This window comes from Kribbella sp. NPDC020701 (assembly GCF_055562215.1).
Genome location: NZ_JBVHFT010000006.1, coordinates 351,193 through 366,110, shown reverse-complemented (window position 1 = coordinate 366,110; position 14,918 = coordinate 351,193). Strand labels below are relative to the sequence as shown.

At 69.0% G+C, this 14,918-nt stretch carries 17 protein-coding genes and 1 pseudogene; 12 read left to right on the top strand and 6 right to left on the bottom strand.

Annotated elements, in window-relative coordinates:
• Positions 1–13: 13 nt before the first annotated feature.
• The gene (gene nucS / locus ACZ3HV_RS17320) at positions 14–673 is read right to left on the bottom strand and encodes an endonuclease NucS (RefSeq protein ID WP_360373871.1); all 660 of its coding nucleotides are present in this window, start codon (positions 671–673) and stop codon (positions 14–16) included.
• 74 nt (positions 674–747) lie between these two features.
• Between nucS and ACZ3HV_RS17315 the strand changes: the two genes are divergently transcribed.
• The 4 genes from ACZ3HV_RS17315 (at position 748) to ACZ3HV_RS17300 (ending at position 4,272) form a co-directional block, all read left to right on the top strand.
• Positions 748–1,071 carry a hypothetical protein gene (locus tag ACZ3HV_RS17315; RefSeq protein WP_360373868.1) on the top strand — a complete coding sequence of 108 codons (324 nt, stop codon included), beginning with the start codon at positions 748–750 and terminating at the stop codon, positions 1,069–1,071.
• Complete coding sequence (locus ACZ3HV_RS17310) at positions 1,068–1,949, top strand: class I SAM-dependent methyltransferase (protein ID WP_465685368.1); 882 nt, start codon at positions 1,068–1,070, stop codon at positions 1,947–1,949. The genes ACZ3HV_RS17315 and ACZ3HV_RS17310 overlap by 4 nt, the downstream gene beginning before the upstream one ends.
• Positions 1,946–2,401 carry an NUDIX domain-containing protein gene (locus tag ACZ3HV_RS17305; RefSeq protein ID WP_465685366.1) on the top strand — a complete coding sequence of 152 codons (456 nt, stop codon included), beginning with the start codon at positions 1,946–1,948 and terminating at the stop codon, positions 2,399–2,401. The genes ACZ3HV_RS17310 and ACZ3HV_RS17305 overlap by 4 nt, the downstream gene beginning before the upstream one ends.
• Before the next feature lie 92 nt (positions 2,402–2,493).
• Positions 2,494–4,272, top strand: coding sequence for a 3-hydroxyacyl-CoA dehydrogenase family protein (locus ACZ3HV_RS17300; protein WP_465685364.1), 1,779 nt, complete (start codon positions 2,494–2,496; stop codon positions 4,270–4,272).
• Between the two features lie 8 nt (positions 4,273–4,280).
• Here ACZ3HV_RS17300 and ACZ3HV_RS17295 read toward each other — a convergent pair whose 3' ends face one another.
• The 3 genes and pseudogenes from ACZ3HV_RS17295 to ACZ3HV_RS17285 all read right to left on the bottom strand — a co-directional run bounded on the left by ACZ3HV_RS17295 (position 4,281) and on the right by ACZ3HV_RS17285 (position 6,228).
• Positions 4,281–4,589 carry a hypothetical protein gene (locus tag ACZ3HV_RS17295; RefSeq protein ID WP_465685362.1) on the bottom strand — a complete coding sequence of 103 codons (309 nt, stop codon included), beginning with the start codon at positions 4,587–4,589 and terminating at the stop codon, positions 4,281–4,283.
• 14 nt (positions 4,590–4,603) lie between these two features.
• Positions 4,604–5,304 (bottom strand): annotated as a pseudogene (locus ACZ3HV_RS17290) (FAD-dependent oxidoreductase).
• A gap of 135 nt (positions 5,305–5,439) precedes the next feature.
• A complete protein-coding gene (locus ACZ3HV_RS17285) occupies positions 5,440–6,228 on the bottom strand; it encodes a phytanoyl-CoA dioxygenase family protein (protein ID WP_465685361.1) in 789 nt (262 codons plus the stop codon).
• A gap of 50 nt (positions 6,229–6,278) precedes the next feature.
• Between ACZ3HV_RS17285 and ACZ3HV_RS17280 the strand changes: the two genes are divergently transcribed.
• On the top strand, positions 6,279–7,088 hold the full coding sequence (locus ACZ3HV_RS17280; RefSeq protein ID WP_465685359.1) for a helix-turn-helix domain-containing protein: 810 nt from the start codon (positions 6,279–6,281) through the stop codon (positions 7,086–7,088).
• Here the strand turns inward: ACZ3HV_RS17280 and ACZ3HV_RS17275 are convergent.
• Together ACZ3HV_RS17275 and ACZ3HV_RS17270 are read right to left on the bottom strand one after the other, a co-directional pair.
• Entirely contained in the window at positions 7,066–7,713 is a 648-nt protein-coding gene (locus ACZ3HV_RS17275; protein WP_360373850.1) for a response regulator transcription factor, read from the bottom strand. The genes ACZ3HV_RS17280 and ACZ3HV_RS17275 overlap by 23 nt on opposite strands.
• Positions 7,665–8,960, bottom strand: coding sequence for a sensor histidine kinase (locus ACZ3HV_RS17270; protein WP_360373847.1), 1,296 nt, complete (start codon positions 8,958–8,960; stop codon positions 7,665–7,667). The genes ACZ3HV_RS17275 and ACZ3HV_RS17270 overlap by 49 nt, the downstream gene beginning before the upstream one ends.
• Positions 8,961–9,149: 189 nt before the next feature.
• Here ACZ3HV_RS17270 and ACZ3HV_RS17265 point away from each other — a divergent pair, with 189 nt between their 5' ends.
• The 7 genes from ACZ3HV_RS17265 (at position 9,150) to ACZ3HV_RS17235 (ending at position 14,917) form a co-directional block, all read left to right on the top strand.
• On the top strand, positions 9,150–10,178 hold the full coding sequence (locus ACZ3HV_RS17265; protein ID WP_465685356.1) for a fatty acid desaturase family protein: 1,029 nt from the start codon (positions 9,150–9,152) through the stop codon (positions 10,176–10,178).
• 75 nt (positions 10,179–10,253) lie between these two features.
• Positions 10,254–10,766, top strand: coding sequence for a hypothetical protein (locus ACZ3HV_RS17260; protein ID WP_465685354.1), 513 nt, complete (start codon positions 10,254–10,256; stop codon positions 10,764–10,766).
• A 1-nt stretch (position 10,767) separates the two neighbouring features.
• On the top strand, positions 10,768–11,646 hold the full coding sequence (locus ACZ3HV_RS17255; RefSeq protein ID WP_465685352.1) for a M20/M25/M40 family metallo-hydrolase: 879 nt from the start codon (positions 10,768–10,770) through the stop codon (positions 11,644–11,646).
• A 30-nt stretch (positions 11,647–11,676) separates the two neighbouring features.
• A complete protein-coding gene (locus tag ACZ3HV_RS17250) occupies positions 11,677–11,970 on the top strand; it encodes a hypothetical protein (protein WP_465685350.1) in 294 nt (97 codons plus the stop codon).
• An 11-nt stretch (positions 11,971–11,981) separates the two neighbouring features.
• Positions 11,982–12,749, top strand: coding sequence for an alpha/beta fold hydrolase (locus ACZ3HV_RS17245; RefSeq protein ID WP_465685349.1), 768 nt, complete (start codon positions 11,982–11,984; stop codon positions 12,747–12,749).
• 99 nt (positions 12,750–12,848) lie between these two features.
• Positions 12,849–13,955: an exo-beta-N-acetylmuramidase NamZ family protein gene (locus tag ACZ3HV_RS17240; RefSeq protein WP_465685347.1), complete on the top strand. Its 1,107-nt coding sequence runs from the start codon at positions 12,849–12,851 to the stop codon at positions 13,953–13,955.
• Positions 13,952–14,917: a GNAT family N-acetyltransferase gene (locus tag ACZ3HV_RS17235; protein WP_465685345.1), complete on the top strand. Its 966-nt coding sequence runs from the start codon at positions 13,952–13,954 to the stop codon at positions 14,915–14,917. The genes ACZ3HV_RS17240 and ACZ3HV_RS17235 overlap by 4 nt, the downstream gene beginning before the upstream one ends.
• The last annotated feature ends 1 nt before the right edge of the window (position 14,918 follow it).

Here is a 14,918-nt window from a genome sequence, read left to right as displayed (position 1 = left end):
CCGGGTCAAGAGGTCAGAACAGGCGGAGGACGTCGGATTCCATGCCCCGGAGGGCGTCGTAGTCGACGGTGATGCATTCCAGGCCACGGTCGGTGGCCAGGAACTGGGCCTGGGGCTTGATGAGTTGGGCGGCGAAGATGCCGCGGACCGGGGCGAGCAGGGGGTCGCGGTTCAGGAGTTCGACGTAGCGGGTGAGCTGCTCGACCCCGTCGATCTCGCCGCGGCGCTTGATCTCGACCGCGACGTGCTTGCCGTCGGCGTCGCGGCAGAGCAGGTCGACCGGGCCGATCGCGGTCGGGTACTCGCGGCGGACGAGGGTCCAGCCGTCGCCGAACGTGTGGACGTGCTCGGCCAGCAGCTCCTGCAGGTGCGCCTCGACGCCGTCCTTGATCAGGCCGGGGTCCGTGCCGAGCTCGTAGGCGGTGTCGCTGTGCACCTCCTCGAGGGTGATCCGCAGTTCCTCGCCGGCCTTGTTCGTGACGCTCCAGACGCCGTCGTCCTCGGTCAGCTTGCACGGCGGCGACATCCAGTTGAGCGGTTTGTACGACCCGCCGTCGGCGTGGATCAGCACCGAGCCGTCCGCCTTCACCATCAGCAACCGCGGGGCCATCGGCAGATGAGCCGTGAGCCGGCCGGAGTAATCCACAGAACACGTAGCAATCACCAAGCGCACGAGAAAGCACCGTAGTCCACAACCGGCCCGGAACCTATGTCGCCTGGCCGGGTCGGAGTGGGAGGGTGGTGTGCATGATGCCGAAGGTCAGTGACCAGGCGGTCGCCGCGTACGACGCGGTCGCCGCCGGACTGGAGTCGGCCGGGGTGATTCGGGGCAGCATGTTCGGCATGCCCTGTCTCAAGGTCGGCAAGAAGGTGCTCGCCGGGATGTTCGGCGACGCGATGACGTTCAAGCTCCCGCCCGAGCCCCGGGAGAAGGCGCTCGCGCTGCCCGGCGTCGAGCCGTTCGACCCCGGCATGGGCCGTCCGATGAAGGAGTGGGTGGTGATCCCGCTGGCCCAGTCGGCGGTCTGGCCGGACTACGCCGCGGAGGCGCTGGAGTACGTCCGCGGATGAATCTCATGTGTCCGGCGCGGATTCTGTTGTTGCCTGGGGATGTGCAGGATCCGGCGGTCGCGGAGCGGATCGCCCAGGTGTACGCCGGCCCGTTCGAGGCCGCGGCCGGAGCCCGGCTGGCGGATCACCTCGGCGTGCGGCTGACCGTCGTACCCGAGCTGGTACGCCGTCCCGACGACGAGCTGCAGTCGATCGCGGACTCGCATCGAGGAGAGACCGTGGTCGTCCTCGGGCTGGATCTCGGACTCAGGCTCCCCGCGATCGTCGAGCACACAGGGGACGGGTGGTCCCGGGTGCCCAGCGACAACGAGGTCACGCTGGCGACGTACGAGCAGGCGGCGGACAAGTTCCGCGAGTCGATCCCCACGGAGCCCAACACCGACCTGATCGGCCAGCTCGCCGAGCGGATCGCGCCAGGTGCGCGGGTGCTGGAGCTCGGCAGCGGGACCGGCCGGGACGCGGTCGAGCTCGAGCGTCGCGGTTTCGTCGTACGCCGGACCGACGCGGCGCAGGCGTTCATCGACATGATGCGGGCCGACGGGCACGCCGCCGACCGGCTCGACGCCCTCCACGACGACTTCGGCGGACCGTACGACGCGGTCTTCGCCGACGCCGTGTTCCTGCACTTCGATCGGGCCCAGCTCGCCGACGTCCTGCGGAAGGCGGCCCGCGCGTCGAAGGTGCTGGCCTTCAGCACGAAGGAAGGCAAGGGCGAAGAGTGGTCGAACCGGCATCTCGATCTGCCCCGGCATTTCGTCCTCTGGCAGGAAGACCCGCTGCGCGAGCTCCTCACCAGCACCGGCTGGGCGGTCCAGGACCTGCGCCGGGTCCAGCTCAAGGGCGGCGGCTGGTTCTCCGTCCTGGCGGCGCGCGCATGATCCGGGCCGGGATCGTGCTGATGTCGGGTGAGGGTGTCGCGGCGATCGAGCGCGTCCGGGACGGCATGACCTACCACGTGTTGCCCGGTGGACAGGTCGAGGATGGCGAGAGCTTGCCGGAGGCTGCGCGGCGGGAGGCGCACGAAGAGCTGGGTGTCCTGGTGAAGATCCGCGGACCTGTCGCGGTCGTGCATTTCGGCAACAGCACCCAGCACTACTTCCTGGCCGAGCTGATCGGCGGCGAGTTCGGGACCGGGGCCGGGCCGGAGATGGAGAGCCCGGCGGAATCCGAGCACGGCAGCTATCGCGCGGTGTGGCTGCCTGTGCGCGACCTCGTCGTACGACGACTGAAGCCGGAGCCGATCGCGGCCGCGCTGGCTGCGGCGCCGGATCCGGAGTGGTTGATGGACGGGTGGCTGGAGACGCCGACGGCGTTCGACGAGGACGTGTGAGCCCGGACGCGATGAGCTGTCCCACTGTGAGCAACGTCGCGGGTGACTCAGCTCATGGGCGGACCAGTAGCCGGACTGGCATAGTTCGCTCCATGGCTCGGGAACTGACGACAGTGGGTGTGGTGGGTCTCGGCACGATGGGCGCCGGGATCGCCGAGGTGTTCGCGCGCAACGGGCTGACGGTGGTCGGCGTCGAGCGCGACGAGCAGGCTGCCGAGCGCGGCCGCGGGCATATCCAGCACTCGACCGACCGGGCGGTGAAGCGCGGCAAGCTCTCGGTCGAGGAGCAGCAGGCGCTGTTCGACCGGGTCACGTTCGCCACCTCGATGGACGCGCTCGCCGACTGCGACCTGGTGATCGAGGCAGTGATCGAGCGTCTCGAGCTGAAGCGGGAGATTTTCGCCGAGCTGGACAAGGTCGTCCGTGAGGACGCCATCCTCGCGACGAACACCTCGAGCCTGTCGGTGACCGAGATTTCGGTCGCCACCCAGCGTCCGCGCCGCGTCGTCGGCATGCACTTCTTCAACCCGGCGCCGGTGCAGGAATTCGTCGAGGTGATCAAGACCGTCGTCACCGAGCCGGACGTCGTCGAGGACGTCCTCGCGCTGGCCCGCCGCCTCGACAAGGTTCCGGTGGTCGCGGCCGACCGGGCCGGCTTCATCGCGAACGCCCTGCTGTTCGGTTACCTGAACCACGCGGTCTCGATGGTCGAGTCCCGCTACGCCACCCGCGAGGACGTGGACGCGGCGATGCGGCTCGGCTGCGGTTACCCGATGGGCCCGCTGGCACTGCTCGACCTGATCGGCCTCGACACGGCGTACGAGATCCTCGACACGATGTACAAGCAGGGCCGCAACCGGCTGCACGCACCGGCCCCGATCCTGAAGCAGATGGTCACCGCCGGCCTGCTCGGCCGCAAGACCGGCCGCGGCTTCTACACCTACGAGGCCCCGGACTCGCCGGTCGTCGTGGATGACGAGCACACCCCGCGGCCGAACGGCGACCAGACCGCGGTCCGCCCGATCAAGCAGGTCGGCGTGGTCGGCTCCGGCACGATGGCCGTCGGCATCATCGAGGTCTGTGCCAAGGCCGGGTACGACGTTCTGTACGTCGCCCGCGGCACCGAGAAGGTGGACCGGGTCCGCGCCGGCCTGGAACGCTCGCTGGAGAAGGGCGTCCAGCGCGGCAAGCTGTCGTCGGACGAGCGCGACGCGGCCCTGCGCCGGATCACCGGTACGGCGAAGCTCGACGATCTGGCGAAGGTCGACCTGGTGGTCGAGGCCGTCGTCGAGGAGCTGAGTGTCAAGCAGGCCCTGTTCGAGACCTTCGACGAGATCTGCAAGCCGGGCGCGATCCTGGCGACGACCACCTCGAGCCTGCCGGTGATCGACCTGGCGATGGCGACCAAGCGGCCGGCCGACGTGGTCGGGCTGCACTTCTTCAACCCGGCGCCGGTGATGAAGCTGGTCGAGGTCGTCAGTACGGTCAGTACGTCGGCCGACGTCGCCGACTCGGTCGCGGCCCTGGCCGTTGCCGCCGGCAAGCACCCGGTCCGGTGCGGTGACCGGGCCGGCTTCATCGTCAACGCGCTACTGTTCCCGTACCTGAACGACGCGGTCCGGATGCTCGAGGCGCACTACTCCAACGTCGACGACATCGACGCCGCGATGAAGCTGGGGTGCCGCCTGCCGATGGGTCCGTTCGAGCTGCTCGACGTGGTCGGCCTGGACGTGTCGCTCGCGATCCAGCGCACCCTTTACCTGGAGTTCCGCGAGCCCGGCTTCGCGCCGGCCCCGCTGCTCGAGCACCTCGTCACCGCCGGGTACCTCGGTCGCAAGACCGGCCGCGGCTTTCGCGACTACAGCAGCTGAGGTCGCCCTCAGTGCAGGGTGAGTGCGGTTTCTGACTCGACGCGGGACAGCTTCTCCGGGTTGCGGACGTAGTAGATGCCGGTGACGTGGTCGTCCTCGATCCGCAGCGCGACGACGCCGTCGAGCTCCCCGTCGAAGCGGAACAGCAGCGCCGGGTTGCCGTTGATCACGGTCGGCTCGGTGGTGAGCGTGCCGCCGACCTTCTGCATACTGCCGACGAACATCCGGATCGCCTTCTCGGCGCCGACGATCGGACGCAGTGCGGTCAGTTTGAGGCCGCCGCCGTCGCTGACCAGGACCACGTCGGGTGCGAGCACGTCGAGCAGGGCCTTCAGGTCGCTGGCCTCGACCGCGCGCTGGAAAGCCTCGAAGGCCGCCCGTCCCTCGCCGGGGGAGACCACCGTGCCGGGCCGGCGGGCGTCGACGTCCTGCCGGGCGCGGTGCGCGATCTGGCGGACGGCCGCCGGGTTCTTGTCGACGGCCGCGGCGATGTCGTCGTAGCTGCGAGCTTGGTGAGCCGCCGCGCCACCGAGCGCCTGGCCCGCGGATGCAGGTACGGCCCGAGCACCTTTCCGCACACGAGAGTGACGTTGCGACCCTGCTCCGCCAGCTCGGATGCGGTTTCCAGGCCGGTCGGGCCGGCGCCCACCACCGTCAGGGCGGCCGATACCGGCGCAGCGTCGATGACTGGCTGGAGCCGCCGTGCCTGTTCCAGAGTGGAGATCGGGTAGGCGTACTCCGCCGCGCCGTTCACGCCGGGGTCCCCGCTGCCGCTGCCCACGGCGTAGATCAGGTAGTCGTAGCCGAGGGTGCCGCCGCTCGCCAGGAACACGCGACGTCCGGCCGCGTCGATCCGGGCGACAGCGTCGACCACGAGTTCGACGCCGCCGGCCAGAATGCTCTGATAGTCCACCAGCGCGTCGTCCGACCCGCCGACGAGCTGGTGCAGGCGGATCCGTTCGACAAGGCCGGACGCGGGTTGATCAGGGTCACCTTCACGTTGTCGCGCCGCGTCAGGCGGTTCGCAGCCATCACGCCGGCGTATCCGCCGCCGACCACGATGACATCGGTTTTCTCGGTCATGGCCACTCCTTCGTCTGAGGTGGCCTTAAAGACACCGGATGCCCGGCGGTTTGTGACAGCAGTGGCTCAGATCACTTGCCGAACTCAGGGCTCGGCGTCGGCGTAGTCGCCGCAGGGGCCGCCACCGATCGCCTCGGGGAGGATCGCCGTACGGCGGTCCGGCCGGACGAGCGGGTTGTAGAAGGCGGCGATCTCGACGCTGTCCTCCGGGATGTAGTGGAAGATCAGCGAGCGGCGGAAGCGGTCGGCGGTGGTGTTGGGTCGCGATCCGTGTACGACGCTGCCGTGGAAGAACAGCACGTCGCCGGCCCGCATCTTCGTCTGCACCCTGTGCAGCCCGTCCGGCACCGGGACCTCGGCGTTCGTGAAGGACTCGGTCAGGTCGGCCGGCTCGGGGCAGACGAGCTCGGTCTGGTGCGAGCCGGGGACGACCGCCAGGCCACCGTTGTCCGCGTCCACGTCGTCGACCGCGATCCAGGCGGCCAGGCAGGTCTCGGGATCGGCGCGCAGGAACGTGTTGTCCTGGTGCAGCGCCTGGCCGCGGGCGCCGGGCGGCTTGAAGTAGAACATCGACTGGGCGCCGAGGGCCGGGCCGATCAGTGCTGTGACGACATCGAGGATCCGGCTGTCCAGCATCAGCTCCAGCGCGAGCCGGCCGGCCGCCACATCGGTACGCCGATGTGGGTGCACGAACCGCGGGAACCGCGCCAGCGGGTCGTCCTCGGGTACGCCGTCGTCGATGGCCAGCGAGTGGTCCACCGCCACCTGGTCCATGAAGACCGACCTGAGCTGCTCGACTTCGGCGGCGTCGAGCAGCTGCGGAACCTGCACGATGCCGTCCCGCCGGTAGATATCGGCGACTGTGATCGTCATGCTTCAAGGATCCGCGCCGTTGGGTTGGACGAGCGATACTCTATCGAGCTGTGAACCTTCGAGATCCTGCTGAGTCTCCCCACCCGGAGGTCCGCCGGCTGGAGACCGGTGAGTTCGACGAAGGACCGGAGTACGCGACCTATCGCCGCCGCGGGACCACCGACTGGCTGCTGGTGCAGACCCTCGACGGCGCCGGCAGGTTCGGCGACATCTCCGCTGATCCCGGCACGGTCGTCCTGGTCCGGCCCCGAACCAGGCACGACTACGGCACCGTCGGGCACCGCTGGCATTTCCTCTACGCGCACATGCACCCCAAGTCGGACTGGCTCCCGCTGCTCGACTGGCCGGAGGTTGCCCCCGGCATCCTTCAGCTCCGGCCGGCCGCCGGTGCGGCGGAACGCATCGCGGCCCATCTCCACGACGCCGTCCGGCACCAGCGCAGCGTGCTCACCCAAGGCGAGCAGCTCAGCGCGAACGCCCTCGAAGCCGCGCTGCTGTGGTGCGACACCCAGAACCCGAAGGCGGTCCGGATCGACGATCGCCTGCTCCGCGTGATCGAGCTGATCGACCAGGACCTCAAGGCCCGGCTCGACCTGGCAGGGCTGGCCCGCGCGGTCAACCTCTCGGTGTCGAGGTTCGCCCATCTGTTCCGTGAGCAGCTCGGGGTCAGCCCGCAGCAGTTCGTCGAACGCCGCCGCCTCGACGCGGCCTGCCGGCTGCTCGAGCTCACCACCCGTCCGATCGCCTCGGTCGCCGCCGAGGTCGGCTACCCGGACCCGCTGTACTTCTCCACCCGTTTCCGCCTCCGCACCGGCCTGAGCCCGACGACGTACCGGGCTAGCGGGACGACAGATAGGTGAGGACTGCCATCACGCGGCGGTTGTCGTCCTCGGACGGCGGCAGGTCGAGCTTGGCGAAGATGTTGTTGGTGTGCTTGCTGACGGCCTTCTCGGTGACGAAGAGAGCGCCGGCGATGGCGGCGTTCGAGCGGCCTTCGGCCATCAGGCCGAGCACCTCGGACTCGCGCGGGGTGAGCCGGCTGATCGGTTCGTCGCGGGTGTTGCGGGCCAGCAGTTGGCCGATCACGTCCGGGTCCATCGCGGTGCCTCCGGCGGCCACCCGGCGTACCGAATCGAGGAAATCGGCCACGTTGGAGACCCGGTCCTTGAGCAGGTAGCCGACTGCGCCACCGCCGCCGGTGAGGAGCTCCCGCGCGTACAGCTGCTCGACGTACTGCGAGAGCACCAGGATCGGCAGGCCGGGAACCTGGCGGCGGGCCTCGATCGCGGCCTTCAGGCCCTCGTCGGTGAACGTCGGTGGCAGCCGAACGTCGACAACGGCCACATCCGGCCGGTGTTCCACCAGGGCGGGCACCAGCCGGGGACCGTTGTCGACTGCCTCGACGACCTCGAAGTCGTGCGCCTCCAGAAGGCGGATCAGTCCGTCCCGGAGGAGGGCGTGGTCTTCAGCGATGAGGACTCGCAAGGCAGCTCCATGATCACGGTGGTCGGCCCGGCGCTCGGGCTCACCACGGTCAACGTACCGTCGAAGGCGGCCAGCCGCCGCTCGATACCGTACAGACCGCCGCCGGGCCGGATCACCGCACCGCCCACGCCGTCGTCGCCGACGATCATGTGCAGTTTCTCCTGCTCGTGGGTGATCTGGATCCAGGCGTTCGTGGCCGCCGAGTACTTGACCGCGTTGGCCAGGCATTCGGCCACCGCGAAGTACGCCGCCGACTCGACCGGTGCGGCCGGACGGCCGGGGACGTCGAAGGTGACGTCGACCTTGAACGGGCAGGACAGCGCGAGCGCCTTGACCGCACCCTCCAGACCGCGATCGGCGAGCACCGGCGGGTGGATGCCACGGACCAGGTCGCGCAGCTCGGACAGCGCCGTACTGGCCGACAGGCGTGCCTCGGTGAGCAGGGCCGCCGCCTGGGCCGGGTCGCGGGCGACCATCTCCTCGGCCATGCCCAGGTTCATGCTCAGCGCGGCCAGCCGGGCCTGGGCGCCGTCGTGCAGGTCCCGTTCGATCCGGCGCAGCTCGGCCGCCTGGGTGTCGACGGTCTCGGCGCGGGACTCGGCCAGCTCACGGACCCGCATCGCCAGCTTGGCGCTCTCGGTCGGGCCGAGCAGCGAGCGGGCCATGAAGGCGTTGGCCTTCAGCAGCCGCTCGCCGGCCGCCATCCAGATCATGAACGCGATCAGCGCGACCGGCATCACCAGGAAGCTGGTCCAGAAGTTGACCGTGAACAGCCCGCCGAACGGCTCGGTGAAGACCCCCTCCGGGGTGACGCCGACGAGCAGCGGGTAGACCAGATAGAACAGCGAGGCCAGGAACAGTACGGCGCTCAGCAGGCAGAGGGTGAAGCCGAGGACGGCGTTCACCAGCAGCCAGATGATGTCACGCCAGGTAGCCGGGTCGGTCAGCGTCGTCCGCAGCCACATCAGTACGCCGGGCATCGGCGGCTTCTTGTACGGGCGCGGGATCGCCTCGCCGGTGAAGCCGGCCAGCATGGTCCGGTGGCAGTTCGCGAACCAGCGGGTGGCCGGGACGAACACCAGTAGCATCGGGATCCCGACCCAGACCGCGATCAGCGGAACGGCCACCACGTTGAGCACGAAGAAGGCGATCCCGAGCTCGGCGAGGACAGCCAGGAACAGCGCGATCCACGGCTGGGCGAGTTTGGGGTACCGCATCGGCGGCGCCTGGGTGGCAATCGTGGTCATGTCCTCCATCATGACGCAGCGTGAGACCTGACTCAGTGGTGTTAGGTCCACTCTGTTCATGGGCACTGTCACCCCATCGATTCGGGTAGTAGCACTCATGTTTGCGGTCGTTAGGCCGACCAGGGTTGATGCCGTACTCTGGCCGCGGCTGTAAGCCCAGGCCTTTACCGCTCTTGAGACGAGGACCTGATGGCTCAGCCTGTGGTATCCCCTGCTGCTACCCGCGGCTCCGATTTCTCGCCGTTGCTGCGCGAGATCAAGGCCGCCGGCCTGCTGGAACGGCGTACGGCGGCCTACGCGATGGCGATCGGCATCAACGTCGCCCTGATGGCGATGACCTGGGCCGGGATCGCCGTGATCGGCGCGTCGTGGTGGGCGCTGCTGCTCGCGATCCCGCTGGGGATCCTCACCACTCGGGCCGCGTTCTTCGGGCACGACGCGGGTCACCAGCAGATCGCCGGCTCCCGCAAGCTGCACGACTGGGTCGGAATCCTGCACGGGAACCTGCTGTGCGGGATGAGCTACGGCTGGTGGAACGACAAGCACAACCGCCACCACGCGAACCCGAACCACACCGACAAGGACCCGGACGTCGGCGAGGGCATTCTGGTCTGGACGATGGAGCAGGCCGAGGGCCGCGAGGGCCTGAACGGCTGGCTGAGCCGCAACCAGGCCCGCATCTTCTTCCCGCTGCTGACGCTCGAGGGCTTCAACCTCAAGGTCTCCAGCATCCGCTTCCTGCTCGGCCGCCCGCGCCGCGAGGCCCGCCTCGAGCTCGGCCTGATGGCCGCTCACCTCGGGCTCTACCTCGGTGCGCTGTTCGTGATCCTGTCGCCGGGGCAGGCAGTGCTGTTCGCCTTGATCCACCACATGGTCTTCGGTCTGCACCTGGGCAGCGTCTTCGCTCCCAACCACAAGGGCATGGAGATGCCCGACGACCAGACCTGCTGGGGTCACCTGGAGAAGCAGGTGCTCACCTCGCGCAACGTCAACGGTGGTCTGGTGACCGACTGGATGATGGGCGGCCTCAACTACCAGATCGAGCACCACCTCTTCCCGAGCATGCCGCGAGCCAACCTCCGCTTCGCCCAGCCGATCGTGCAGTCGTACTGCGAACGCATCGGCATGCCGTACCTCAGCACCACCCTGATCGATTCGTACCGAATGGGTCTCCGCCACATGCACGAGGTCGGCGCCGAACTTCGCGATCAGCGCTAGTCCATCTCTAGGCGACTCAGTCGCAGATCGGTTAGGTTCTCAGGTCTCGGGGCCGCCCACCTTTGAGGAGACCTGATGACCGAAAGATCCGGTTTGAGTCGCCGAGGCCTGCTCGGCGCTGTCGCCGGGGTCACCGCCGCCACTGCTCTTCCCGCCGCCCCTGCCTGGGGTGTCGACGAGCAGCGACCCGGTGCCGTGAATCGCCCGAAGTTGGACAAGTACGACCGCCAGATCGTGTCCGGTCTGTCCTCGGACCGCGCGCTGCGCCACCTGCAGGTGCTGTCCGAGACGATCGGCCCGCGGATCGGCGGGACCACGAGTGAGAAGCGAGCGGCCGACTACATCGCCGGCCAGCTCGACAAGTTCGGCTACGGGACCCGGCTGGAGCCGTTCCCGGTGGCAGACAAGTTCCTGGCCCAGATTCGAGGACGTCCGGGGGATTCTGCCGGACGACCTGTGCTGGCAGGCCGGAGCTGCTCCGGGAGGCAAGCTCGACGTCACCGTCGAGGGCCCGGTCCGGGATGTCGGCCCGGCGACGGCGCCGGTCTGGCCGGCCGATGTGGCCGGCTCGATCGTGATCGCGGATGACGTGGCAGCATCGCGCCCGGCCTTAGTCGCGGAGGCCGCGGCGCGGGGTGCTGTCGGAGTCGTCCTGCTGCCGGCCGACCTGGTGTTTCCACGCCGGGCGTCGGCGTTCTCGCCGAGCGGCCTGACCGACGCACCGATCCCAGTGATCGGCGTTGCCCAGGTGCAGAAGCGGCTGATCCGCGAGGCTCTCGCAGTGGTGAACTCACTGCCCTTGCGGATCAGTACGGCGGCGCACCGCGGACTGATGTCGAACAACGTGATCGGCGAGCGGCGGGGTAAGTCCGGCGCCAACGGACCGATCGTGGTGATCAGCGGTCACTACGACTCGGTGATCGGCGCACCGGGTGCGAACGACGACGGCTCGGGCACCGTGCTGACGCTGGAACTGGCCCGGGTGTTCAGCCGCCTCCCCACCAACGCGACACTGCGGTTCGCGCTGTGGGGTTCGGAGGAGCAGGGCCCGATCGGCTCGCGGTACCACGTCGCGCAGTTGGCACAGGATCAGCGCGACCGGCACCTCGCGGTCTTCCAGAACGACATGGTCGCCACCAGTTGGGACCCGGCGATCACGTACTGGCTGTTGTCCTTCACCGGGCTGGCCAACACGGCGACCGACGCGGTTCGGGCGGCCGGTCAGCGGCTCGGCTACGACCCGAAGCTGGTCGGTCCGGTACTGCGTGGTGCGTCGGACCACCAGTCGTTCCAGGAGGTCGGGATCGCGGCGGCCAACTTCTCCTGGCGTGGTGAGATCTCGCCGGCGTTCCTCGAGCCGCCGTACCACTCGCCCGAGGACACCATCGCGAAGAACGTCAGCCTGGAGCGCCTCCAGGTGTCGATGGAGCTGATCGGCACCGCGGCGTACGCGGTCGCCCGGGGGTGACCTAGCTCATACGGCTAGCCTTGAAGGGCTATGTCGCGCAGAAGGCCTTCCAAGTGGCAGCGGCCGGTCGGCGACCGGCCGCTGCTCGGTGGTACCCAGGCGCGCGAGCAGCGGTCTGACGGCGAGTGGATCGTCCGCCGCGTGTCCGGCTCCGCGTCGGCGAAGTCCTACCGCTGCCCCGGCTGCGACCAGCAGATCCCGCCGGCCACGCCACACGTCGTGGTCTGGCCGGAGAACCCCAGCCTGCTCGCCGCGATCGGTGGCGCCCAGTCCCTCGACGAGCGACGCCACTGGCACTCGGCCTGCTGGCAACGCCGGCGCTGAAAGGTGTGTGGATGAAGCTCCCGGTCACGTCGTACGGCTCGTCGGGCACGCCCGTGGTCGTGATGCACGGACTGTTCGGGTCGGGCCGGAATTGGATGACCGCGGCCCGGCGGCTCGCCGATCGGCATCGGGTGTTCGCGTTCGACCTGCGCAACCACGGGACGTCGCCGCACACCGACACGATGAGCTACCCGGAGATGGCCGAAGACGTCCGCGAGACGATCGAGTCGCTCGGGGTCGGACCGGTCGCGCTCGTCGGCCACTCGATGGGCGGCAAGACCGCGATGCTCACCGCGCTGCAGTACCCGCAGGTCGTCGAACGCCTGGTCGTGGTCGACGCGGCCCCCGTCGCCTATCCGCCCGCGTTCGTCGAGTACGCCCAGGCGATGCGCAACGCCGACCTGTCCTCGATCACGCGCCGCGCCGAGGTCGACGCCCAACTGGCTGCCGCCGTCCCCACTGCCGGGACCCGCGCCTTCCTGCTGCAGAACCTCATCCTCGACTCCGACGGCGCTCGGTGGCGCCCGAACCTCCCGGTCATCGAGGCCGCCCTGCCGGCCATCTCCGGCTGGCCCGCGGATGCTGCCGGCTTGTCGTACGACGGCCCGACGCTCTTCATCTACGGCGGCATGTCCGACTACGTCCAGCACGACCACCGCGCCACCATCGCGTCGTACTTCCCGCAGGTCCAGTACGCCGAGGTCCCCGAGGCCGGTCACTGGGTCCACGCCGAGCGCCTCGACGACTTCCTCGCGGCCCTCACGCCGTTCCTGCCCTGATCTGGCAAACGTTCGCCGGTAATCCATTGACCTTCGCCTGAATTCATCGGTAAGTTTTCAACCCAGTTCCTGCACGATCCACGATCTGGGGTGGTGGCGATGGCAGTCCGGACCGGTGCGGAGCGCCTGGCCGGAGAGCCGAGGCTGGTGGCCGATGGTCGCCTCGGACTGATCACGAATTTCACCGGCGTTCTGCCGGACCTGCGCCCGACATCCGTTGCTCTGTTGGATGCCGGCCTGCAGTTGACAGCCCTGTTCGGACCAGAGCACGGCCTACGCGGTACGGCGCAAGCCGGAGCAAGCGAAGCCGAGTGCGTCGACCCGGATACAGGGTTGCCGGTCTTCGACACCTACCTCCGGCAGGGTCGCGCGCTCGATGATCTGTTCTCCGGCGTGGATGCGCTGCTGTTCGACATCCAGGACATCGGGACGCGGTTCTACACCTACGTCTGGACGATGTACGACTGCCAGCAGGCCGCCGCGCGGCTCGGCAAGCCGTTCATCGTGCTCGACCGGCCGAACCCGCTCGGCGGCGTCCGGGTCGAAGGTCCGCTGCTGCAGCAGGGCTTCGAGAGCTTCGTGGGCCGAGCCCCGATCCCGCTCCGGCACGGCCTGACCGTCGGCGAGCTCGCCCTTCAGTTGGGTGAGGCAACGGTCGTCGCGATGGAGGGCTGGACGCGGAGCTCTGTGGAGACCGGCCTGCCGTGGGTGCCGCCGTCGCCGAACATGCCGACGCCTGACACCGCGCTCGTCTATCCCGGCACCGGTCTCTTCGAGGGCACCAATCTCAGTGAGGGCCGGGGTACGACGCGACCGTTCGAGACGATCGGTGCGCCCTATCTGGATGATCGGTTCGTCCCGGCGTTGCAGGCGTGCGAGTTGCCTGGAGTGATCTTCCGTCGTACCTGGTTCGAGCCGGTGTTCAGCAAGTACGCCGGCCAGGCGGTGTCCGGCGTACAGCTTCACGTGGTCGACCGGTCGGCGTACGAGCCGGTGCGGACCGCGCTGGTGATGCTCCGGGTGCTGAACGAGCTCTATCCCGACGACTTCACCCTGCTGCCGTCGCTGGACAGGCTGTGGGGATCGGACTCGCTCCGCAAGGCGCTCGAAGCTGGTGACGACCCGTTGGAGCTCTTGCCTGCGGCAACCACGCCGGCCGGCTGGGCGGAGCCCGGCGTACTGCTCTACGAAGGGACGGCCGGATGATTCGCTCGTTCGAGGTCGGAGATGGCCCGGCGCTCGCCGAAGCCTGGACCGCGGCGGCCCCAGCCGACCCGATCGGCTACCCACGCCTTCGTGACCTCTTCCTGCTCGACCGCAACTTCGACGCGGCCGGTCTCAAGGTCGCCGTTGTCGACAATCAGATTGTGGGCGCGGCCTACGCCGTACGCCGTCTGATCGCGGCCACGGGGGACGACCTCGAGCCGTCGAGTGGCTGGATCCCGTTCTTCTTCGTGCACCCCTCCTTTCGTCGCCGCGGCCTCGGCCGGGAGTTGTTGACCACGGCAACGGGCTGGCTCCGCGATGTCGGGCGCAACGAGGTCTTCTTCTCGTCGTACACGCCGAACTACTTCCTCCCGGGCCTCGACACCGCGCGCTACCCGGCCGCCGCCCGGCTGCTGTCGGCCCTCGGCTTCGAGCGCCGGTACGACGCGGTCGCGATGGACCGGAGCCTGGTCGGGTACGAGATCCCGGCCGAGGTCGGGAAACAGCTCGAGACACTGAAGACCGAGGGGTACACCTTCGGCACACCGACGGGCGACGAGCTGACGTCGCTGATCACCATCGCCGGTGACGACTTCAACCCGGACTGGGCCCGCGCGATCCGCGAGGCCGTCGTCGCCGGGATGCCCCTGGATCGCATCGTGGTGGCCCGTGACCCGGGCCGCGGAATCCTCGGCTGGGCGATGTACGGCACCTACGAAGGCGTGATCGATCGCTTCGGGCCGTTCGGCGTACTGCCGGCGTCGCGGGGGATCGGCCTCGGCAAGGTGCTGCTGCATCTGACGCTCGAGCGGATGGTTGCCCTCGGCGCGCACAGCGCCTGGTTCCTGTGGACCGGCGAGAAGTCGCCGGCCGGGCAGCTCTACCTGAAGACGGGGTTCAGCATCACCCGCACGTTCACCATCCTCCGGGCGCCGCTGGCCCCGGCCGAAGGGACTGACTGAC